Genomic DNA, 23,107 nt, shown 5'->3' with positions numbered 1-23,107 from the left:
ACAAGCGCGTCAGACCCGACAACACACCGGCACCGGCAATCCGGGTCATCAACTGGGGAAGCAAAGCAGCAACGTCGGTCATGCGAACGGCGTCCCGCGTACGGAAAATCTGAAAATACTTGGCATTCCACCCCGCATCGTCGGCGCCTTCTTGCATGATCATTTTACTTAGTATGCTAACTATATGCGATGAATCTTTTGGCGGCAAGTAACCTTGAGCGCGGCGACGGCGAAACTCTCCCCAAGCGGCCAGAACCGCCCTTCCAGTCACGCCAAAGGAGGCCATCATGACCCGACATATCCGTGCCCTGTCCACCGCCGCGCTCCTGCTCGCGAGCCCCGCCATGGCCGCGATGCCCGCTCCCGAAGGCCTCAGCCGGACCGACCTTCAGCGCCACGACCTCTCGGCGCCCGGCCGCGAGACGATCCAGGCGCGTATCGACATCGCGCCCGGCGCGGTCGCGCCCTGGCACCGCCATCCCGGCGAAGAGGTAATCTACGTCATCGAAGGAACGCTCGAATATCAGCTCGAGGGGCAGGCGCCCGTGACGCTGAAAGCCGGCGAAGTGCTGTTCGTGCCCGCCGGCGTCGCGCACAAGGCGCGCAATCGCACCGCTGCGAACGGCGCCGAACTCGCGACCTATATCGTGGAAAAGGGCAAACCCCTGCTCGTCCCGGCCGAGGTCGTCGAGGCGCGCTGATACGCCTACCAATCATCCAATAAGGCAATCTTTAGAATTGAGAGGCAAAAGGGCGACGGGGACCAGGGAGAGCATGCATGTTCAGCGTCCTCGAGTGCGTCGTTTATCAGCACGATCTGCGGTTTGTCCTGATTGCCGCGCTTGTCTGCATCCTCGGGAATATTAGCCTTTTTGTCGTTCTGAACCGCTCGACACACTGCGTCGACGCGCGCCGGCGTCACTGGCTCATGGTCGCAGCGGTGGCCGAAGGCGTGGGCGTGTGGGCGACGCATTTCGTCGCCATGCTCGCCTATCGCGGATCGATGCCGATCCGTTTCGACGTCGGCCTGACCATTTTGTCGGTCGCGATCGCGATCGGTTTCTTCTGGTGCAGCTTTCGACTGCTGGGCAAGGCGCCCAGCGCCGGACGCTGCGCGATTGCTGCCGCGGGCGCGGCGATTGGCGTCGCGGCGATGCATTTCACCGGCATGGCGTCGATCATTGCGCCGGCTCGCGTAACCTATGACTGGGTTCCGATCCTCATCTCGATGCTGCTGTCGGGGCTCTGCTTTTTTGCCGCCTTCCTGGCATTTGCAAGAACGAAGGGCTGGACGAAGGTCGCGCTGCCTGCGGGTTTCGCCGTGCTCGCCATCGTCGTGATGCATTTCACCGCGATGTCGGCCACCACGCTCGTCCCCGATCCGACGCGCGGCGGCGCATTGGGGGCGGGGAGCAGCCGCGACTGGCTCGTGCCGGCAATCGTCATTGCCAATATCGCACTGGTCGCGCTGGCGCTCACCGGCTCGCTCGTCGACCGCTGGCTCACCGACGCGCATGGCCTCGCCGATGCGACGCTCGAGGCGCTCGCGATCACGCACGACGGGCGGATCATCGAGGTGAACGCGCGGCTTTGCGCCCTGCTTGGCGTCAGCAGCGGCGCGATCGTGGGCAGCTCACCCTCCGACTGGTTCGTCGCAAGCGACGGCGGCTCGTTCGAACCGCCCGACGGCCATTCCGCCGAAGCGCGCGTCCGCAGCAGCACCGATGAAGATCATATCCTGGAAATCGCGACCCAGACGATCGAATATCGCGGGCGAAGCTGCCAGGTCCTGGCGATCCGCGACCTGTCCGACCGGAAACGCGCGCAGCGGGCGATCGAACATCTGGCGTCGCACGACGCGCTGACCGATCTGTCGAACCGCACCCACTTCGCGCGCGCGCTCGACGCCGCGATCGACGCGAAGGCGCCGTTCGCCCTGCTTGCGCTCGACCTTGACCGGTTCAAGGCGGTGAACGACATATTCGGCCACGGCGCCGGCGACGATATACTGCGCCGCATCGCCGACATTCTGCGGTCGGCCGTGCGCGCCGACGACATTGTCGCGCGCATCGGCGGCGACGAATTCCTCGTCATCCAGACCGGCGTTTCGGGACCCGACGACGCCCGCAAGCTGTCGGCGCGCATCCTCGACACGCTGGCGATCGAAATGGACGTAGCGCGCGATCCGATGGCGGTCGGGGTCAGCATCGGCGTCGCGCTCTTTCCGCAGGACGGAGCCAATGCCGAAGTGCTGCAGCGCAACGCCGACACGGCGCTCTATCGCGCGAAGAAGAATGGAAGGGGCAACGCCGCCTTCTTCGATCAGGAGATGGATGAACTCGCGCAGGAACGCCGCGCGCTCGAACATGATTTGCGGCACGCGATCGCCCGCGATCAGCTTTATGTCGTGTACCAGCCGCTCGTCGCGACCGCCTTTGCTTCGGTGATCGGTTATGAAGCCTTGCTCCGCTGGAACCACCCAGAACGCGGCGAGATCGCGCCCGACGATTTCATCCCCGTCGCCGAGGAAATCGGCGCCATCGTCCCGATCGGCGAATGGGTGTTGCGCGAGGCCTGCCGCGCGGCGGCGGGCTGGCCCAAGAATGTCTCGATCGCCGTCAACGTGTCGACGATCCAGTTTCAGGTGCCAAACCTGCCCGCCGTGGTTCGCGACGCGCTGTCGCAATCGGGACTCGAGGCGCATCGGCTAGAGCTCGAAATCACCGAGACCGCCTTTCTGCGCAACCGGCACAGCGCGCTGAAGGCGCTCCACGAAATCCGCGCGCTCGGCGTCCGGATCGCGATGGATGATTTCGGCACCGGCTATTCGTCGCTGAGCAACCTGAAAGCCTTCCCGTTCGACAAGATCAAGATCGACAAGAGCTTCGTTGCCTCGATTTCGGACGACGAGGCGGCGCGATCGATCGTTCGCGCGATCATCGGGCTCGGCCGCAGTTTCAACATGCCGATCGTCGCCGAGGGTGTTGAAACGCAGGAACAGCGCCAGATGCTGCTCGACGAAGGCTGCCCGCAGGCGCAAGGCTATTATTTCGGCCGCCCCGCGGCCGATCCCTTTCAGGCGGAAGCTTGGCCGCTGGGCCTGCCCGAGATGGAAAAGCGCGACGCGGAGGGCTGAGCCCCCCGAAAGTCAGCGATGGCCTTCCTGCGGCGAATGAGGCACAACTCATCGCGATGGCAGGATGCGGGGGATCAATTTGGCCAGTGCGGGACCTTCGGTCCGCCGGCGAGCCTGATTCCGGAGCCGAATGTCGTCGGGGCGCATCGCGCACGCGGGGCTGACGCATGGCCGACGCCGACGAACCCGATATTCTTGCGGCAGCGATCGCAGGCGACCGCGACGCCTTCGAAACATTGCTGCGGCGCCACTATGACCGCATCCACGGCCTCGCGTGGCAATTGACCGGATCGCGCGCCGATGCCGACGATATTGCGCAGGATGTCTGCTGCATACTCGCCGAAAGGCTCTCCGCCTTTCGCGGCGACGCCAAATTCACGACCTGGCTGTGCAGCATCGTCTACAACGCCTGTCGCGATTTCCATCGGCGGCGGTCGGCTTTTACGCGGTTCACCGGACGGCTGAGTATCATGGCCGGACTGGCGCGGGGGCCCGACGGCCGCGACCTGTATGACGCGGTCTGGATCGAAAGCGCGATCGCGCGATTGAAACCCGACCTTCGCGACACCGCCGTCCTGATCGCGGGGCAGCAGCTGTCGCACGCCGAAGCCGCGCAGATTCTGGGGATCGCCGAAGCGACCGTGTCGTGGCGGATGCACGAAATCCGGCGCCAGCTGGCGGCAAATCCCGGCCCCGACGACTGACCGCGAGGTACCTCCGGAAATTTTTTCGCAAAGGCCGCCAAGGATTTCCCGCGCCCACGCGTCCCAGTGACATGCGGGCGATTGTGCACCGCTGTTGCCAGGGAGACATCTCATGTCCCGTTTCCATCTGATGCTTACCGCGGGTCTCTCGATCACGCTCGTCACCGCCTGCTCGCAATCGAACGAACCCGACATTGCATCACCATCGTCGGAAGCCTCCACGCCGGCCCCAAAGGCCGAACTGGAGGAGCATGCTTCGGACATCGTCGTCACCGGACAGACGATAGACCGACGCGTGATGGATGCACCGGTGGCGATGTCGGTGATCGGTTCGCAACACATCGCATCGCCGCCGCCGGCCCAGGCCCGCAAAATGGTCGTGACGGGCAGCGCCATTCGCGCCCCTTATCCCGATCGGATGATGCCCTATTATCAGGATGTCGGGCGCGACAAATTCACCTCGACGCAGGAAAATGCGTTCAAGATCGCGCGCGACGAACCCGTGTCGACCTTTTCGATCGATGTCGACACCGCCTCCTATTCCTTTGTCCGCGCGTCGCTGAACAACAATGCTCTGCCGCAGCCGGCCGCGGTGCGGACCGAGGAGCTGGTCAATTATTTCCCCTATGATTATGCGGCGCCGCGCAGCGCGCAGCAGCCCTTCTCCTCGAATGTCGCGGTCTTCCCCAGTCCGTTCACCGCAGGCCGCAAGCTCGTTCGCATCGGGATCAAGGGCTATGCGATCGAACGCGCGACGCGGCCGCGCGCCAACCTCGTCTTCCTGATCGACACGTCGGGATCGATGAATGCGCCGAACAAGCTGCCGCTGGTCAAGAAATCGCTCGGCCTGCTGCTCGACCAGCTCGATCGCAACGACCGCGTGTCGATCGTGACCTACGCCGGCAACGCGGGCACCGCGCTCGAGCCCACGCCGGCGAGCCAAAAGGGCAAGATCCTCGCGGCGATCGACCAGCTCGGCGCGGGCGGGAGCACGGCGGGCGCCGAGGGCATCCGCCAGGCTTATGCGCTGGCCGAGCGCAATCTCGACCCCAATGGCGTCAACCGCGTCGTTCTCGCCACCGACGGCGATTTCAATGTCGGCATTACCAATCAGGACGAGCTGAAAGGCTATATCGAGCGCGAGCGCGGCAAGGGCATTTTCCTCTCGGTCCTCGGCTTCGGCATGGGCAATTACAATGACGCGCTGATGCAGACGCTCGCCCAGAACGGCAACGGCGCCGCGGCCTATATCGACACGGTGGGCGAAGCGCGCAAAACGCTGGTCGACGAGGCCACTTCGACGCTCTTCCCGATCGCGAAGGATGTGAAAATCCAGGTCGAGTTCAACCCTGCCACCGTCGCCGAATATCGGCTTCTCGGTTATGAAACGCGGATGCTGAACCGCGACGATTTCGACAATGACAAGGTCGACGCGGGCGATGTCGGTTCGGGCCAGACGGTCACCGCGATCTACGAGATCGTCCCCGTCGGCGGGCCGCGCACGATGGGCGACCTCAGGTACAGCAAGCCCGCCCCGCGGGCCCTCGCGGCGCCGTCGAGCGAATATGGCTTTGTGAAAATCCGCTACAAACTGCCGAAGTCGGATCGCAGCCAGCTGATTTCGACGCCGATCGACCGGCGCGTCGAATTCACCCGCTTCGCCGACGCGCCGCAGGATGCGCGCTTTGCGACCGGGGTCGCGGCCTTTGCCGAACTGCTCCGCGGCGGACGCTACAGCGGATCGATGACCTATGATGATGTGCTGCAGATCGTCGGCGCCGCGCGCGGCACCGACGATTTCGGATATCGCATGGAACTGGTCCAGATGGTCCGCGCCGCCAAGACGGCGGGATCGTTGGCAAAGCTGGAGCGCTAATATGATGCGGCGGCGATTCCCGCGAAGCGCCGCCGCATCCGCCCCGCCCGTTTCGGCCGGTCGATCGAGATATTCGACCGCCGTAATATTCTGCGTATAAGGCCAGACGATGCCCATGTTCTTTCTCTCGCGCCTGCCATCTCGACCGGGTTCGAAATCGCGCCGCGCCGCGCCGGGGGCATCGTAGCCATGGCGGGCGATGACGAGTTGAAAGCCTTTCTGCCCGAACCGCCGCCGCCCGCCCCGAAACGGCGCGAGACGGCGATTGCCGACGCGCTTGCCCGCTTCGACGGGACGCCTGCACCGCAGGGTGCGCCCCGACCGACGAGAGTATCGTGGTGGGCCAATCTTCGGCGTCCGCAAGCGGGGCTGTTCGCAACCGCCGCGCTGGTCGCCGCGATCAGCCTGCCCTTCGCATGGACGGCATTGGATCCGGGGGCGCCAGCGGCCGACGAACAGATTGCGCGCGAGACGGACGAGCCGGTACGAACGGTCGTGGACAACCGGGCCGACGTGCCCGCTCCGGTCGCAATCGCGGCACCGCCGTCCGCAAAGAACGGCCCTGCTGCAGAGCCAATTGTAGCGGCGCCTCCCGACGCGTCCGCGCCGACGGCGAAGCGCGTCGAATTGGCGCAGGCGCCGCCCGCCGCCCCGGCAGCAAAAGCCGAAGAACGCGAGGGGATCATTGTCTCGGCGCAGCGCATGGCCCGCCCAGTGCAGGATTCACCCTCCGCCATTTCGGCCTATTCATCGAGCGAAGTCGCCGAGGATTCGGTCGTCGTCACGGGATCGCGCATCGCGGCGCGCGGCGCCCCCAGGCGCGGCGACTGGAACGCCTGCACGGTGAACGATCCGAGCCGCACGCTGTCGCGGTGCAAAAAGCTGGCGAACATCGGCGCGAAAGCCGTTCGAGCGCAAGCGGACGCGCATCTTTCCGACGGGTTGGAACGCGCATGGAAGGGTGACCTCGACGGCGCGATCACGGCGTTCGACGAAGCGATTGCCGTCGCGCCCGACCTGTCGGTCGCCTACCTCAACCGCGGCCTCGCTTACGACCGTCAGGGCGAAAACACGCGCGCGATCGCCGATCTCGACCGCGCGGTCCGGCATGCGCCGCAGTCGGCGCGCGCTTATTATAATCGCAGCCTTCTGCTTCGAAAACAGGGGGATACGAAGCGCGCCGACGTCGACGAACAACGCGCGATCAACCTCGACGCCCGGTATCAGGTGATACGGCAGCCGCGCGAGCGCGATTAAACCGGGCTGGTCAGGCTGCGAACCATAGGCAGGCGGTCGACATCCGCGTCCGTACCCCCGAGCTGGTGATAGTCCTGCACAATCTGCGACAGCGCCGACAGTGCCAGGGTCGCCGGATCGCGCGTCGCCGGGATCAGCCCCACCGACGTGCGAAGCTTTAGCCGAAGATCCTCGGGCACGCCGGCCTCGCGCAAGCCATTCCGCCGGACATCCTGCGTCCGCTGGCTCCCGATCGCCCCGATATAAAAGGAAGGAAGCTGGAGCGCGCGCGGCAGCAGTTCCTCTTCCCAGTCGCGATCGTGAAAAACCGAAATGATCGCCGTCCAGGGATCGGTGACGAGCGGCGGCAGGTTCGTGCGCGAAGTCAGCCGGACGGTGTCGAAACCCTCGGCATCCAGATCGGCAAGCGCCCGTTCGTCGGGGGAAATCACGCTGACCTTGGCGCCGAAGGCGGCGGCGAGGCGCGCGAGCGCGGTGAGTTCTTCGCCCTGCCCCATCGCGACGATACGAAGCTTCGGAACATAGCCGAGGCGGAAGCTTCCATCCTCCCAGCCGGCGATCGCGTGCGCGCCGGTCATCGTATCGGAATGCACGCCATCGTCGGCCAGCCGCAGCGCCGCCATCTCCCGGCGATCATGCTGCGCCAGCGCCTGTGCGATCGCATCGGAATCGGGACGCGGATTGAACAGCAGGTCGATCCCGCCGCCGCACGGAAGCCGGATGTCGAGATAGGGCGACCCCGCGCCGAATCGCACGAGCTTGGCGCGGCCGTCGGATAGTGTTCCGATCGCCTCGGCGACAACCGCCGCTTCGATGCAGCCGCCCGAGAAGGAACCGGCATATCGCCCGTCCTCCGCGACCGCCATCTGGGCGCCGATCGCACGCGGCGACGATCCCTTAATCGCGGTGAGCGTGACGAGGATCGTCCCGGCACCCTCCGCGGCGCGCGCCAGGACAAAGCGCAATATGTCGGCGGGCGTGGTTGCTATCATCTGCGATTTGCTTTGAAGTCCGGCGACGCGCAAAGGGCGCCTGCAGGAACGAGAGCCGTGATAGAAGCCGCGAACATCGCCGTCATCCTGCTCGCCGCGGGCACGTCGCAGCGGTTCGGGACCGACGACAAGCTGCTGGCGCCGCTCGCTGGCGAACCGCTGGCGCTGCACGCGGCCCGGCACATCGCCCTGCTGGCGCCGCGGCGGCGCATCGCCGTCTGCCGCGACGACCGTGGCACGCTCGCGCGGTTGCTGGCGGCGCACGGCTTCGAGATTGTCGTCAATCCGCATCCCGAACATGGGATGTCGCGATCCCTGTCGTGCGGCATTGCCGAGGCGGCGCGGGGCCCCGACGAAGTGGCGATGGTCTGCCTTGCGGACATGCCCTTCGTCGGCACCGGCCATCTGCGCAAACTCATGGCGCGGTTCGATCCGGTAAAGGCGCCCGTCGTCGCGTCGACCAATGGCGAGGCGGCGATGCCCCCGGCATTGTTCGCCCGCGCGCTGTTCGAAACGCTGCGCAGCGGCGAGGGCGACCGGGGGGGCAAGGCCCTGCTGGCCGATGCCGCACTCGTCCCCGCCCCTGCCGGTGAGCTGGTGGACATCGACCGGCCGGACGATCTGCCCGAATAAAACCCCGCTCTCACGCTGGCGATCACACCATGTCCGGTAGCTTGCCCAGCAGCTTGTCGAGCGTGATCGGGTAGTTGCGGACGCGCACGCCCGTCGCATTATAGATCGCATTGGCGACCGCCGCGGCGACGCCGCAGATGCCGAGTTCGCCGACGCCCTTTGCTTTCATCGGCGACGTCGTCGGATCGGCCTCGTCGAGGAAGATGACGTCCTGATGCGGAATGTCGGCATGGACCGGGACTTCATAACCGGCGAGATCGTGATTGACGAAAAAGCCGAAACGCTTGTCGACCGCGAGTTCTTCCATCAGCGCCGCGCCCGCGCCCATCGTCATCGCGCCGATCACCTGGCTGCGTGCCGCCTTGGGATTGAGGATGCGCCCGGCGGCGCAGACCGCGAGCATCCGGCGGACGCGGATTTCGCCCGTCATCGCATCGACGCCGGCCTCGACGAAATGCGCGCCAAAAGTCGATTGCTGAAATTTCTCGGCGAGATCGCCATATTCCATATTGTCCTCGGCGACGAGTTCGCCGTCCGCCGCCGCATCGCCGAGCGCGACGCTGCGGCGCCCGGCCTTGACCTTGCCGTCCGCAAAGACCGCATCGGACGCGAGGCCGAGTTTCTGTACGACAGCCTCGCGCAGCTTGACGCACGCGGCGTATACGCCCGCGGTCGAGCTGTTGGCACCCCACTGTCCGCCCGACCCCGCCGACACCGGAAACGACGAATCGCCAAGCTTCACGACCACCTTGTCGAGCGGCACGCCCATCATTTCGGCCGCAGTCTGCGCGATGATCGTATAGGTGCCGGTGCCGATATCGGTCATGTCGGTCTCGACCGTCACGACCCCCGATTTGGCGAGGCGAACGCGCGCCGCCGATGGTCCGTTCAGATTGTTGCGGAACGCCGCGGCGACCCCCATTCCGACCAGCCAGCGCCCGTCGCGCGTGGCACCGGGCTTGGCCCGCTTGCTCCAGCCGAACTTCTCGGCGCCGGTCTCGAGACATTTGTTGAGCTGGCGCTGCGAAAAGGGCCGGCTCGGCTTTTCGGGATCAACCTGTGTGTCGTTGAGGACGCGCAAGGCAACCGGATCCATGCCCACCTTCTCGGCCAGCTCGTCGACCGCGATCTCGAGCGCCATCAGCCCCGGCGCCTCGCCGGGCGCGCGCATCGCATTGCCTTCGGGCAGATCGAGCACCGCAAGGCGCATCGCGGTCATGCGATTTTCGCCGGCATAGAGCAGGCGCGTCTGCGCCACGGCGGTTTCGGGGCCGCCGCCGGGCAGGTCGCCCGACCAGCTTTCGTGCCCGATCGCGGTGAGCTTGCCGTCGGCTGTCGCGCCGAGACGGACGCGCTGGATCGTCGCCGGGCGGTGCGTCGTGTTGTTGATCATCAACGGTCGGGGCAGCGCGACCTTGACCGGCCGTTTCGATGCCTTCGCCCCCAGCGCGGCCAGCAGCACATCGGCGCGATTGAACAATTTTCCGCCGAACCCTCCGCCGATATAGGGCGAGTCGAAGCGGATATTTTCCTTTGGAATGCCGAGCGTCTTGGCCATATCGCCGACCGACCAGGCGATCATCTGGTTCGATGTCCAGACGGTCAGCTTGTCACCCTCCCACGCCGCGATCGTCGCATGCGGCTCCATCATCGCGTGGCTGTGATCGGGCGTCGTGTAGCGCGCGTCGAGCTGCACCGGCGCCGCGGCGAAGGCGGCGGCGAAATTGCCGACGGCGGTATCCGGTTCGGTGCCGAAGGAGGCTTTCGGCTTGATCGCGGTATCGATCGCGGCGGCAAGATCGTACGCGCCCTTGCCGCGGGTATATTCGACTCGGACGAGCGAGGCGGCGGCGCGCGCCTGTTCGAAACTGTCGGCGACGACGAGCGCGATGGCCTGATGATAATGTTCGATATCGGGGCCGCCGAGCAACTTGGCGGTGTTGAAATTGCCCTTTGCCAGCTTGCCCGCATTGTCCGCGGTGACGATCGCGATGACGCCCGGGGCCGCTCTGGCCTCGTCGAGGTTCATCGACGCGATCCGCCCCTTGGCGATCGCCGATCCGACGACATAGCCATAGGCCTGGTTTGCCGCGACATCGTGACGTTCATAGGCATAGGGCGCGGTGCCCGTCGTCTTGAGCGGCCCCTCGATGCGATTGGTGGGTTTGCCGACGATCTTCATCTGATCGATCGGATTGGTCGTTGCGGGCGTGTCGAATTTCATGGCTCAGCCCTTCGCTTGCGCCAGCACCCCGGCGAGCGTGCGCTCGACGAGGGGCAGCTTATAGGCATTTTCATGGGTGGTCCTGGCGCCCGCCAGCAGGCCGTCGGCGACGGGCTTCGCGCCGCGCGGCAACGCCGCCTCGGCCGCCTCGACGCGCCACGGCTTGTAGCCGACCCCGCCAAGCGCCACACGGCCGGTCCCGTCGCGCTGGACGATTGCGCCGACCGAAATCAGCGCAAAGGCATAGGAGGCGCGGTCGCGCACCTTGTGATAGATGTGCGTCCCGCCGACAGGCTTTGGCAATGTAACCGCTGTGATCAGCTCGCCCGGCGCCAGCACCGTTTCCAGATGCGGAGTCTTACCCGGCGCGCGATAGAAATCGGCGATGGGAATAGCGCGCGCCTTGCCCGCCGCGTCGACCGTCTCGATCGCGGCGTCGAGCGCGCGCATCGCCACCGCCATGTCGCTGGGGTGCGTCGCGATACATGCGTCGCTCGCGCCGACGACCGCGTGCAGCCGGTTAAAGCCACCGATCGCGGCGCAGCCACTGCCGGGCTTGCGCTTGTTGCACGGCTGGTTGGTGTCATAAAAATAGGGGCAGCGCGTCCGCTGGAGCAGATTGCCCGCGGTCGTCGCCTTGTTGCGAAGTTGCCCCGACGCGCCCGCGACGAGCGCGCGGGTGAGCAGGCCATAGTCGCGCCGCACGCGCGCATCGCTTGCAAGGTCGGTGTTGCGCACCATCGCGCCGATGCGGAGTCCGCCCTCGGCCGTCGCCTCGATCTTGTCGAGCGCGAGGCGGCTGACGTCGATGAGGTGGCTCGGCGTCTCAATCTCGAGCTTCATCAGGTCGAGCAGGTTGGTGCCGCCCGCGATGAAGCGCGCGCCGGGCGTCCGGGTAAATGCCGCAGTCGCCGCCGCAGCGCTATCGACGCGTTCGTAGGTGAAGCTTTTCATGCCTTCACTCCCGCCACATCGGTGATCGCATCGATGATGTTCGAATAGGCGCCGCAGCGGCAGATATTGCCGCTCATCCGCTCGCGCAGCTCGACCTTGGTCACCGTCGGGGCGGCGCCGAGGTCGGCGGTGACATGGCTCGGGACCCCGGCCTTGATCTCGTCGAGCACCGCGACCGCCGAGCAGATCTGGCCCGGGGTGCAATAGCCGCATTGATAGCCGTCGTGCGTCACGAACGCGGCCTGCATCGCGTGCATCTTGTCGGGCGTGCCCAGGCCTTCGATCGTTGTGATCTTCTCGCCCTCGTGCATCACTGCCAAGGTCAGGCAGCTGTTGATGCGCCGCCCGTCGACGATCACGGTGCAGGCGCCGCACTGGCCGTGGTCGCAGCCCTTCTTGGTGCCCGTCAGGTGCAGATGCTCCCGTAGCGCGTCGAGCAACGATGTTCGCGTGTCGAGTTCGAGCGCGCGCGCCGCACCGTTCACCTCGAAGGCCACTTTGGCGGTCGGCGGAGATTTGGCAGCCGGGGCCGCAGCCGCTGCCGTCCCGATCGGGACCAGCGTCACCGTCGCAACCGACGCTGCGCCGCCCGCAAGCACGCCGCGCCGCGACAGCTCAAATTCTTCTGGAGTCTGCATCGCGTTCGTCCGTTTCTGTTCTGTTTGCCGATGGACGCGGACGCCCACGGGAAGGTTCAGGCAGTCGATACCGCGCAGCTTATGGGGACCGCGTCGGCACAGAAAATTCCGGATTCGTGATGCAGAGGTATCATAATAACAGGCAGCGGAACAGGCGTCGCGCCGGGCGATGCAAAGCGCGTGGCCCGGCGGCGTCGGCGCGGATCAATCGCCCATAAGGCACGATAATATCACCGAAAATCAAGCGGCCCGCGACAATGCGATGCGGGCGGGTCCCCGCCCCGCGGTTGTCTATAGTCCGAATGGCGGCGGGTGAAGCACTAACGCCGACAGCGAATAGCTGACCTTCAATATTGCAAATGCGAGTTAATCTCATTAGTGGCGCATCACCGACGCGGCCCGGCCGCCGACACAAGGGGAAAAAGATGCGCCGTTCCATTCGTTTGCTGATGACCGGATCGGCGCTTCTGTGCGTCTCGACATTTGCGCAGGCGCAGCAAGAGACGCTGCCGACGGCACCGGACGACAAACCCGGCGATGCCATCGTCGTCACCGGCTATGGCCGGACCGATCAGCCCACCGCCGCGACCGGGCTCCCCCTCTCCCCGCTCGAAACGCCGCAAACGATCAGCGTCATCACGCAGCAGCAGATTCAGGACCAGGCGTTCAACACGATCAACGACGCGCTCGACTTCACCGTCGGCATTTCCAAGAAAGATATCGACCGCGGGCGCAGCGCGATCACCGCACGCGGGTTCGAGGTTCAGAATTTCCAGCTCGACGGCGCACCGTTCGAAAATGGCAATGTCGGCTTTGGCGAGACCAGCACCGCGCAATATGAGCGCGTCGACCTGGTGCGCGGCGCCGCGGGCCTGATGCAGGGCGCCGGCGATCCGTCGGCGGTCGTCAACCTGATCCGCAAACATGCGACCGAGCGCGAACTTACGGGCAATATCAGCCTTGAGGCCGGTTCGTGGGATCGTTTTTCCGCAACCCTCGACGTCCAGTCGCCCCTCAATGCCGCGGGGACGGTGCGCGCCCGCGCGGTCGCTCAGGCGTATACGCAAGACAGCTTCGTCGATCTGGAAAAGAAGAAGGGCCTCCTCCTTTATGGCGTGATCGACGCCGATCTTGGCGACCGTACCACCCTGTCCATCGGCGCAAGCTATCAGCGCGACGAGCGCGACGGGATCATGTGGGCACAATTGCCCTATTGGTACAGCGACGGCACGCGCACCGACTGGCCGCGTTCCAAGACCACGGGCACCGACTGGGGTCACTGGAACACCACCGAGATTTCGGCCTTTGCTACGCTCAAGCGCAAACTGGGCGGCGACTGGGAAATTCGCGGCGATGTCGGCTATCACAAGGGACTCGAAAATTCGAAGCTGCTGTGGCTCGACGGCCTGCCCGATCACACTACCGGCGTCGGCGTGGCCACCGCGGGCTATTGGTACAAGACCGATCCCGAGCAATGGCATGGCAGCATCCAGGCCAATGGCAGCTTCACCTTGCTGGGCGGTCAGCACGACCTCGCGTTCGGCGCGATGGCGAGCCGCGTCGACAACGGCTGGACCAACCGCGATCCGGTCGCGATCGACCCGATCGCCGACTTCAACAGTTTCGACGGCGGGCTCGCCGAGCCCGAATGGGGCGCGCGTTATGACATGTCCGGATTCGGCAACACGACGCAGGCGGCGGTTTATGCCTCGACGCGGATCAGCCTGATCGGCGGGCTGAAGCTCATCGGCGGCGGTCGCGTCAGCTATTACAAGCGCAACGAGGAACAGAGCCTGTACAGCTCGCCCTATACCCTCTCGTACAAGGGCCAGATCACGCCCTATGTCGGGCTGGTCTATAATTTCACCGACAATTTGTCCGCTTATGCGAGCTATACCAATATCTTCAAGCCGCAGGGCGACCTGCGCGATCGCAACAACAATCTGATCGATCCGCTCGAAGGCACCAATTACGAAGCCGGCCTGAAAGCCCTCTTGCTCGACGGCCAGCTGCTGGCGACGCTCTCGGTCTATCGTATCGAGCAGGATAATCTGGCGATTGCCGACGGGTTCATCCCCGGCACCCCGATCCAGGCCTATCGCGGCGCGAAGGGAACGGTCGCCAAGGGCTATGAAATCGAAATCGTCGGCAAGATCACCCCGCAATGGGACGTCAGCGCCGGCTGGAGCGACTATAGCGCGAAAGATGCCGATGGCGCGCATGTGCTCGCGCATCAGCCGCGCCGCGTGTTCAACTTCGCGACCCGTTACGACTTTACCGGAACGCTCGACGGCCTGAGCGTCGGCGGCGCGGTGAAATGGGAAAGCCGGCCGCCGGTGACCGCCGTCAATCCCGGCACGAATGTCGAGGAGCGGATCGGCCAGCCCGCCTATGCCATCGCCAATATCATGGCGCGCTACGACCTGACCGAGGCACTGTCGCTGCAGGTCAATGTCGACAATCTCTTCGACAAGCGCTTTTACAGCGGCAACGTCTGGTTCCCGGGCTTCGTCTATGGCGAGCCGAGAAACGCGCGGGCGACGCTGAAATATACATTCTGAGAAACAGGGTGATCGAATGGCCGCTTTTCGCCGATGGCCGCGCCCGGCGATTGCGGACATGAAATGAGGGCGCTAGCGACGAGCCATGACATCGGTTCGTTCACGCCCGCCGGCGCTCGTCGCTGCCCTTCAGTCGCTTGGCCTCGCCGCATCGCTGATGGCGGCGGCGCCGGCGCACGCGGCCGAACAGATACTTTACACCAATATGTCGGTGATCGACGGCACCGGCGGACCCGCGCGAGCCGGGCAGGACATTTTGATCGACGGCGAACGGATCGTCGCGGTCGGCGCGCATGATACGCTGGCGTCGCGCGCGGCAACGGCGCGCCGGGTCGACCTGACCGGGCGCTTCGTGATCCCGGGGCTGATCGACAGCCACGTCCACCTCGCCACCCCGCCCGACCGGGTGCGCGCCGAAGCGATCCTGCGCCGCCAGCTCTATGGCGGCGTCACCGCGGTGCGCGACATGGCCGACGATCTGCGAGCGGTGGGCGAGCTTTCGCGCGCGTCGCTGGTCGGCGAAATTCCCGCGCCCGACATTTATTATGCCGCGTTGATGGCGGGGCCGTCTTTTTTCGAAGATCCCCGCGTCCTCGCGGTCAGCCGCGGCTTCACGCCGGGCACCGCACCGTGGATGCAGGCGATCGACAAAAAGACCGAGCTGCGCACCGCGGTCACGCTGGCGCGCGGCACGTCGGCGAGCGCGATCAAGATTTACGCCAACCTGCCCGCCGAGCGCGTCGCCGCGATCACCGCCGAGGCGCACCGCCAGAAACTGATGATCTGGGCGCACAGTGCGGTCTTCCCCGCCCGCCCCGCCGAAGTGATCGCGGCGGGCGTCGATTCGGTCAGCCATGTCTGTTATCTCGGCTATGAGGCACAGCCAAAAATGCTCGCCTCCTATCAGGACCGCACCCCGGTCGATGAGGCACGCCTTGCACCAACGGGCGAGGATCCGGTCGTCGCCCGCCTCTTCGACGCGATGCTGAGGCGCGGCACGATCCTCGACGCGACCGGCAGCCTGTTCGTGAAGTTCGAGGCCGCGCGCAAGGCCGATCCGAAAGCCAAGCCGCTGCGTTGCGGCGGCGCCCGCACGATCCGGCTGACCCAGCAGGCATGGCGCGCGGGCTTGCCGATTTCGACCGGCACCGACTTCGTCAATCCCGCCGGCGACGCCTGGCCCGAAGTCCACGCCGAGCTTCGCTATCTGGCGAACGATGTCGGCATGCCTCCGCTCGCGGTGATCCATTCGGCAACGCTCGTCGGCGCGCGCGCCGCTGGGCAGGACAAGGATATGGGATCGATCGAGCCCGGCAAGCTCGCGAACTTCGTCATACTGACAGCGGACCCGCTCGCCGACATCGGCAACATCGAGCGGATCGAAATGACGGTGAAGCGCGGCCGCGAATATCGCCGCGCCGATTATATCGCGCCGACCGCGAAGGAGCTTGGAAATGACGATTGACCGGCGCGCGATGTTGGCGGGAGCGGCGGGGCTGGCCGCGACCTCGCTGCTGCCCGCAACTGCCCGCGCCGCGGCGCCCGACGGCCGCAAATGGGTGATCGTCAATGCGCTCGGCGGGCTCGCCGATCCGAATGTGCGCGATGCGCCCGACCCGTTTTCGCCGCGCGTGCTGGCCGAGGCGCATGCGTCGGGCGTGACCGCGATCAACTGCACGCTCGGTTATGTCGCGGGGCCGGCCGAACCGTTCGAAAAGAGCGTCGGCGACGTCGCCGAAATGGACATGCTGCTGCGCCGCTATCCGCGCGATCTCGTCAAGATATTAGGCGCCGCCGACATCCGCCGTGCCAAGGCCGAAAAGAAGATCGGGATCATCTACGGCTTCCAGAACGGCGCGATGATGGGCAAGGATGTGGGCCGCGTCGACATCTTCGCCAATCTGGGCGTGCGCATCTTCCAGATCACCTATAATCCGGCGAACCAGCTCGGCGACGGATCGATGGCGCCGGGCAATCGCGGGCTCACACCGTTCGGGCGCGAAGTGATCGAGCGGCTCAATGCGCAGCGCATGATCGTCGACCTGTCGCACAGCGGCGAAAAGACCTGCCTCGAAGCCGCGCGCGCGTCGAAGGCGCCGATCTCGATCAACCACACCGGCTGCCGCGCCGTCACCGACCTGCCGCGCAACAAGACCGACGCCGAATTGCGGCTCGTCGCCGAAAAGGGCGGCTTCATCGGCATCTATTTCATGCCCTTCCTCAACATCTCGGGCCATGCCCGCGCCGAGGATGTCGTCCGCCACATCGATCATGCGGTGAATATCTGCGGCGAGGATCATGTCGGAATCGGCACCGACGGCACCGTAAGCCAGATCGACGATCTTCGGGCGTATGAAGCGGTGCTCGCAAAGGAGATCGCCGAACGCCGCGCCGCGGGGATCAGCGCCGCGGGCGAACGCCCCGACACATATCCCTTCGTCGCCGATCTGCGCGGCCCCGACCAGTTCCGGAAACTTATCCGCCTGCTCGCCGCGCGCGGCTATTCGAGCCGCCGGATCGAGAAGATCATGGGGCTCAATTTCCTCCGCCACGCCGAAAGCGTCTGGGGTGGCTGATCCGATCTGCTTCGTCGATGCGGCAGAAGTCCGCGAGCGGCTCGACCACCGAACGTGCATCAACCTGATGCGCCACGCGATGATCGCACTCGCCGAGGGACGCAGCCGGCAGTTGCTGCGCGGCATCATCGACCTCGACGGCGGCGATCTGTTCGGCGTGATGCCCGGCGCGCTCGACGGCGCGGGCTTCGGCGCGAAGATCATCAGCATCTTCCCGGCCGCCGCCGCGCACGGCAGCTCGCATCAAGGCGTCATCATCCTGTTCGACCGCGCCAGCGGGGCGCCGGTCTGCGTGATCGACGCCAGTGAAGTCACCGCGATCCGCACCGCCGCCGCCTCGGCAGCGGCGACCGACGTGCTCGCGCGGCCCGGCGCCAGCCGTCTCGCGATCATCGGGACGGGCGAACAAGCATGGCATCATGTCGCGGCCATCCGTCACGTGCGGGCGCTCGACGAAGTGCGAATTTGGGGACGCGCGCCCGAAAAGGCGGGCGCGCTTGCCGGCCGGATTGCCGACGATTTCGGTTTTGCCGCCTATGAGGTGGCCTCGGTGGCCGAGGCGGCGGAGGGCGCCGATATCATCTGCACGCTGACCGGGGCGGCCGAACCATTCCTGCTCAACACGCATGTCGCGGACGGGACGCATATCAACGCCGTCGGCTCCAGCCGCGCGGGACCGTCCGAAATCGACGAAGCGCTTGTAGCGCGCACGCGGTTCGTGCCCGATCATCGCGATGGCGTGCTGGCGCAGGGCGCTGAATATCTGCGCGCGCGCGATGCGGAGCTGGTCACCGAAGCGCATGTCCTGCCCGAGATCGGGCATGTCTTTTCGGGTTCCACGCCCGGCCGTCTAATGGCATCGGACGTCACCATATATAAATCGCTGGGCTCGATCGTACAGGATCTGGCCTGCGCCGCCTGGCTTTGGAAGACGCAACGCGATCGCGTACCGGTGGCATAGCCGGCCGCCTGTATGCCCGCGTCATGGAATTCCTATTCCACCGAATAGGCTGCATGCGCCCCGGCGATGCGGTAAGGAAAATCATGATTATCGAACCGACTCGCTCCGCTCGTGGCGCGTCCATGACCGCGAAGCCGGCCTGATCCGCCATGGCGGATTATGTCTTCAAGCCCCACGAGCGGCCGACGCTTCCGGGATCACCCGCCAATCCGGACCACCCGACCGCGCGCATGGTGCGCCATTTCCTTATCGGCTGCCTGATCGGGATCACCGGCGGGCTCGGCAACGCCTTGGTCACCGTAAACCTCAACTTCGCGCAAGGGACGCTGGGGCTCAACAGCGACGAGGCGGCGTGGCTGACCGCCGCCTATTTCATGACCAATGTCACCGCGAACCTGCTGCTGGTCAAATATCGCCAGCAGTTCGGGCTGCAGCCGTTCATCCGCTACACGCTCGTCGCTTATGCCGTGACGACGCTGATGCACCTGTTCATCCACGATTTCTGGACCTCGGTCGCGGTCCGCGCGATGAGCGGGATTGCGGCGAGCGGCCTTTCGACGCTCACCATCCTCTATTTCTTCCAGGCGCTGCCGGCGTCGAAGCGGCTTGCGGCGGTGATGATCGGCATCTGTATCCCGCAGATCGCGACGCCGCTCGCGCGCGTGCTTTCGCCGGGGCTGCTTATTTGGGGCGACTGGCACAATCTCTATTGGTTCGAATTCGGGCTCGCGCTCGCGACGCTCGCCGCGGTGATGGCCCAGCCGCTGCCGCCGAGCGAGCGCGAAAAAGTGTTCGAGCCGCTCGACTTCCTGACCTTCGGCCTCCTGGCGCCGGGATTATGGCTGCTGATCGCCGTCCTCTCGCAAGGGCGAATCCAGTGGTGGACCGAACGGCCGTGGATCGGCTGGTCGCTGGCCGCGAGCGTCGCGCTGATCGCTGCCGCGATCCTCGTCGAGCATCATCGCAGGAATCCGCTGATCAACACGCGCTGGCTCGGCACGCGCGAGATGCTGCGGCTGATGGCGGTCGCCGCATCGGTCCGCATATTGCTCTCCGAACAGGCGTTCGGCTCGGTCGGATTTCTGGGCACCGTGGGCATGATCAACGACCAGATGGTCACGCTGAACCTGATCGTCGTGTTCGCGTCGATCGCCGGCCTCGTAACCGCGGTGCTGACCTTTCGTCCCGACAATCTGTCGCGGCCGATCATCATCGCGGTGATATTGATCGTGATCGCATCGTTCATGGATGCCAATACGACCAACCTCACGCGGCCGAGCCAATTCTATCTCAGCCAGGCGCTGATCGGCTTCGCGTCGCTGCTCTTCCTCGCGCAAGCGATGGTGATCGGCATCGCGCGGACCTTGCTCGCTGGCGGCAAGAATTTCATCAGCTTTGTCGTGCTGTTCAGCATGAGCCAGAGCATCGGCGGTCTCGCCGGCGGCACCCTGCTCGGGACGTTCCAGACGGTCCGCGAGAAATATCATTCGCACGAACTGGTCCAGAATATCGTTGCGAGGGATCCGCTGGTCGCAGCGCGGCTCGGCGCCGGCAGCCGCGTCGTTGCCGGAACGGTCGGCGATCCGGTGCTGCGCAGCGCCGAGGGCGCCGCACTGCTCAGCCAGCAAGTCACGCGCGAGGCGCATATCCTTGCGTATAATGACGTATTCCTGCTGGTTGGCGTACTTGCGGTCTTGACGGCGATATGGGGCTTCATGATCAGCCGGGCGATCCGGCGGCGAAACGAACCGTCACCGGTGATATTATTGGTCCAGCGTCTGCAGGCGCAGGCACAAGCTCAACAGAGGCAATGAGATGAGCGAGAAGCCCAAGACGAACACGCCGGCACGCGAACCCGCAGCGGCTGCCCCGCCCGAAGCAGCGGCTCCGTCCGATCCGCAGGTCGACGCGCCGCCGTCGGGATGGCGCCCCCCGGACAAGACGCGCACGACCGTCATCGTCATCATCGTCGCCGCGGTGCTCGCGATCCTCGCCATCCTCTACGCCTGGGACCTGCCGCCCTTCGCCGGGAGAGCGGAGCGGACCGACAATGCCTATGTGCGCGGGCGTGTGACGATCATCAGCCCCCAGGTCAGCGGCTATGTCACCCGCGTGCCTGTGCAGGATTTCGCCGAGGTCAAGGCGGGCCAGATTCTCGCAACGATCGACGACCGCATCTATCGCGCGCGCGTCGCGCAGGCCGAAGCCAATGTCGCGGCGCAGCAGGCCGCGCTCGCCAATTCGGCGCAGGCGCAGCGATCGCGCGAGGTCGCAACCGACAGCCAGAATGCCGGGATCGCGAACGCGCAGGCGCAACTGAACAAGGCCGACGCCGACATGCGCCGCGCGCGCGCGCTCGTCGCCGACGGTTCGATCTCGACCCGCGAATTCGACCAGACGCGCGCGGCGCTGCTCGCGGCGCAGGCGGCGCTGCAACAGGCGCGCGCCAGCCGGGCGATCGGGACGCAGGATGTCCGCACCGTCGTCGTCGGGCGCGCCGGGCTCGAAGCCGCGGTCGAATCGGCGAAGGCGCAGCTTCGCCTTGCGCAGATCGATCTCGACAACACGGTCATCCGTGCCCCTGCCGACGGGCAGCTGTCCGAAATCGGGGTGCGCGTCGGCGCCTATGTCACCGCCGGAACCCAATTGCTGTCGGTCGTCCCGCACCAGGTCTGGGTGATAGCGAACTTCAAGGAAGCCCAGACCGGCAACATGGCGATCGGCCAGCCCGCGCGGTTCAGCGTCGATGCCTTGGGCGGCGCCGAACTGACCGGGCGGATCGAAAATCTGTCGCCTGCGGCGGGGTCGGAATTCGCGGTGCTCAAAGCCGACAACGCCACCGGCAATTTCGTCAAGGTAGCGCAGCGCATCGCGGTGCGGATCAAGATCGACGAGAAACAGCCGGTGGCGACGCGGCTGCGGCCCGGCATGTCGGTCGAGGTCCGGATCGACACAAGCGGCGGGTCAAAGCGATGAAGCGCGCGCGGCTCGCGCTGACGGCCGGGCTGGCGGCTGCGCTCGCCGCCTGCGCCGGCCAGAACGTCGCGACGACCGGCGTCGCGCCCGTGACACCGCCGGTGGCATGGCGAACCGATGCCGATCCGGCCGCGCCCCTGCAGCGCGACTGGTGGCGGTCGTTCGGCGATCCGGCGCTGGCCGCGCTGGTCGACACGGCCCTGACCAACAACAGCGACATCGGCGTCGCGGCGGCGCGCGTCCGCGAAGCCCGCGCCAATTTCGCGCTCGCGCGGGCGCAGACGCTGCCCACGATCGATGCGGCGATCAGCGGCGGCCGGTCGCGCTCGGTTAGCCCGTTCGGCCAGCCGTCGGAGCAGAATTTCGCGCAGCCGCAAATCCAGATCGCCTACGAAGTCGACCTGTTCGGCCGCCTTGCCGATCAGAAGTCGGCCGCACGCGATAGCTGGTTCGCGAGCGAGGCGGCGCGCGATGCGGTGCAACTGTCGGTCGCCGCAGCGGTAGCGAGCAACTATGTCACGCTGCGCAGCCTCGACGCGCGGCTGGAAGTGGCGCGCGAGACGGTGCGCGCGCGATCGGAATCGCTGCGGATTGCGAAATCGCGCGTCGGGCGCGGCTATTCGCCCAAGCTCGAGCTTCAGCAGGCGCAAGCCGAATATGACGCGACGGCGCAGATCGTGCCGCAGATCGAACTCGCCATCGCGCGGACCGAGGACGGCCTCAGCCTGCTGGTTGGCGACACACCTCGCGCGATCGACCGCGGCACGGCCCTTGACCGCCTCGCTATTCCCGGGATCCCCGAGGGCCTGCCGTCCGAACTGCTGCGCCGCCGGCCCGATGTCGCGCAGGCCGAATATCAACTTGCGGCATCGGACAAGAATCTCGCCGCCGCGCGCAAGCGTTTCCTGCCGCAGGTCCGCCTGACCTCGGCCGCCGGCGCGGCCTTCTCAACCCTGATCGGCGACCCGATTTCGATCTGGTCGGTCGGCGGCAGCATCCTCGCCCCGATCTTTCAGGGTGGCAGGCTGACGGCGCAGGCCGAAGCCGCGGGCGCACAGCGCGACCAGGCAGCCTTCGCCTATCGCCGCACGGCGCTGACCGCATTTCGCGAAGTCGAGGATGCGCTCGCGGCGGTCAGCCGGATCGACGCGCAGATCGTATTCGCGCAGTCGCAGCGCGATGCGCTGGCCGAGGGGCTGCGGCTCGCGACCAATCGCTATCGCGAAGGCTATTCGCCCTATCTGGAACAGCTCGACGCCCAGCGCGGCCTGCTCGGTGCCGAACTGTCGCTGATCCAGCTCCGCGCCGACGCGCTCGCCGCGCGTATCCAGCTGTTTCAGGCCATGGGCGGCGGTTGGACGAACTGCAGGGCGTCCGAAACTCCATGCGCTCGGGCGCCTTAGCGCGCCTTGATTCGAAACGATCGTTAGCAAACGCTTGCGCTGCGATGGCGTGGCGCCCCGCCGCACGCTCAAAATGATGCGGCGAAATCGGGTCGGGCTGTCCGGAAGATGCCGGTTGAAAAATTCGAAATTTTGAAACATGGCCACTGGAGTAAAAGCCCTATAATTCATAGGATTATTGAGCAAATCCGCTCGCTCCTCCGATATGATATTTTC

The 23,107-nt window shown here is 65.8% G+C and carries 17 protein-coding genes; 13 read left to right on the top strand and 4 right to left on the bottom strand.

What is annotated here, in order from left to right:
• The first annotated feature begins 287 nt into the window (after window positions 1-287).
• The 5 genes from ASD73_RS22035 to ASD73_RS22015 all read left to right on the top strand — a co-directional run bounded on the left by ASD73_RS22035 (window position 288) and on the right by ASD73_RS22015 (window position 6,973).
• Entirely contained in the window at window positions 288-701 is a 414-nt protein-coding gene (locus ASD73_RS22035) for a cupin domain-containing protein (protein ID WP_056368399.1), read from the top strand.
• A gap of 77 nt (window positions 702-778) precedes the next feature.
• Window positions 779-3,136: a bifunctional diguanylate cyclase/phosphodiesterase gene (locus ASD73_RS22030; RefSeq protein WP_056368397.1), complete on the top strand. Its 2,358-nt coding sequence runs from the start codon at window positions 779-781 to the stop codon at window positions 3,134-3,136.
• 167 nt (window positions 3,137-3,303) lie between these two features.
• Complete coding sequence (locus tag ASD73_RS22025) at window positions 3,304-3,840, top strand: RNA polymerase sigma factor (RefSeq protein WP_056368396.1); 537 nt, start codon at window positions 3,304-3,306, stop codon at window positions 3,838-3,840.
• 112 nt (window positions 3,841-3,952) lie between these two features.
• Window positions 3,953-5,716: a vWA domain-containing protein gene (locus ASD73_RS22020; protein WP_082521780.1), complete on the top strand. Its 1,764-nt coding sequence runs from the start codon at window positions 3,953-3,955 to the stop codon at window positions 5,714-5,716.
• 189 nt (window positions 5,717-5,905) lie between these two features.
• Window positions 5,906-6,973 carry a tetratricopeptide repeat protein gene (locus ASD73_RS22015; RefSeq protein WP_056368394.1) on the top strand — a complete coding sequence of 356 codons (1,068 nt, stop codon included), beginning with the start codon at window positions 5,906-5,908 and terminating at the stop codon, window positions 6,971-6,973.
• On the opposite strand, the gene ASD73_RS22010 is transcribed toward ASD73_RS22015, so the two are convergent.
• Entirely contained in the window at window positions 6,970-7,965 is a 996-nt protein-coding gene (locus ASD73_RS22010; RefSeq protein WP_082521779.1) for an XdhC family protein, read from the bottom strand. The genes ASD73_RS22015 and ASD73_RS22010 overlap by 4 nt on opposite strands.
• A gap of 57 nt (window positions 7,966-8,022) precedes the next feature.
• Here ASD73_RS22010 and ASD73_RS22005 point away from each other — a divergent pair, with 57 nt between their 5' ends.
• Window positions 8,023-8,598, top strand: coding sequence for a nucleotidyltransferase family protein (locus ASD73_RS22005; protein ID WP_056368392.1), 576 nt, complete (start codon window positions 8,023-8,025; stop codon window positions 8,596-8,598).
• Between the two features lie 22 nt (window positions 8,599-8,620).
• Here ASD73_RS22005 and paoC read toward each other — a convergent pair whose 3' ends face one another.
• The 3 genes from paoC to paoA are packed head-to-tail and all read right to left on the bottom strand — an operon-like array spanning window position 8,621 to window position 12,414.
• Entirely contained in the window at window positions 8,621-10,822 is a 2,202-nt protein-coding gene (gene paoC / locus ASD73_RS22000; protein ID WP_056368390.1) for an aldehyde oxidoreductase molybdenum-binding subunit PaoC, read from the bottom strand.
• 3 nt (window positions 10,823-10,825) lie between these two features.
• Complete coding sequence (locus tag ASD73_RS21995) at window positions 10,826-11,776, bottom strand: FAD binding domain-containing protein (protein ID WP_056368389.1); 951 nt, start codon at window positions 11,774-11,776, stop codon at window positions 10,826-10,828.
• Window positions 11,773-12,414, bottom strand: a complete 642-nt coding sequence (gene paoA / locus ASD73_RS21990) for an aldehyde dehydrogenase iron-sulfur subunit PaoA (RefSeq protein ID WP_056368421.1) — start codon at window positions 12,412-12,414, stop codon at window positions 11,773-11,775. The genes ASD73_RS21995 and paoA overlap by 4 nt, the downstream gene beginning before the upstream one ends.
• A 425-nt stretch (window positions 12,415-12,839) precedes the next feature.
• On the opposite strand from paoA, the gene ASD73_RS21985 reads away from it, so the two are divergent.
• The 7 genes from ASD73_RS21985 to ASD73_RS21955 all read left to right on the top strand — a co-directional run bounded on the left by ASD73_RS21985 (window position 12,840) and on the right by ASD73_RS21955 (window position 22,891).
• On the top strand, window positions 12,840-14,975 hold the full coding sequence (locus ASD73_RS21985) for a TonB-dependent siderophore receptor (protein WP_056376171.1): 2,136 nt from the start codon (window positions 12,840-12,842) through the stop codon (window positions 14,973-14,975).
• A gap of 85 nt (window positions 14,976-15,060) precedes the next feature.
• Window positions 15,061-16,440 carry an amidohydrolase family protein gene (locus ASD73_RS21980; RefSeq protein WP_056368384.1) on the top strand — a complete coding sequence of 460 codons (1,380 nt, stop codon included), beginning with the start codon at window positions 15,061-15,063 and terminating at the stop codon, window positions 16,438-16,440.
• Window positions 16,430-17,551, top strand: a complete 1,122-nt coding sequence (locus tag ASD73_RS21975) for a dipeptidase (RefSeq protein ID WP_056368382.1) — start codon at window positions 16,430-16,432, stop codon at window positions 17,549-17,551. The genes ASD73_RS21980 and ASD73_RS21975 overlap by 11 nt, the downstream gene beginning before the upstream one ends.
• A complete protein-coding gene (locus tag ASD73_RS21970) occupies window positions 17,544-18,512 on the top strand; it encodes an ornithine cyclodeaminase family protein (protein ID WP_235534649.1) in 969 nt (322 codons plus the stop codon). Before ASD73_RS21975 ends, ASD73_RS21970 begins: the two co-directional genes overlap by 8 nt.
• Before the next feature lie 149 nt (window positions 18,513-18,661).
• On the top strand, window positions 18,662-20,326 hold the full coding sequence (locus ASD73_RS21965; protein WP_056368380.1) for an MFS transporter: 1,665 nt from the start codon (window positions 18,662-18,664) through the stop codon (window positions 20,324-20,326).
• Window position 20,327: 1 nt separating this feature from the next.
• Complete coding sequence (locus ASD73_RS21960; RefSeq protein WP_056368378.1) at window positions 20,328-21,488, top strand: HlyD family secretion protein; 1,161 nt, start codon at window positions 20,328-20,330, stop codon at window positions 21,486-21,488.
• Entirely contained in the window at window positions 21,485-22,891 is a 1,407-nt protein-coding gene (locus tag ASD73_RS21955) for an efflux transporter outer membrane subunit (protein ID WP_056368376.1), read from the top strand. The genes ASD73_RS21960 and ASD73_RS21955 overlap by 4 nt, the downstream gene beginning before the upstream one ends.
• The last annotated feature ends 216 nt before the right edge of the window (window positions 22,892-23,107 follow it).

Origin of the sequence: Sphingopyxis sp. Root154 (assembly GCF_001427105.1) — a bacterium.
GTDB lineage: Bacteria > Pseudomonadota > Alphaproteobacteria > Sphingomonadales > Sphingomonadaceae > Sphingopyxis.
This window is presented reverse-complemented; position numbering and strand designations above follow the sequence as displayed.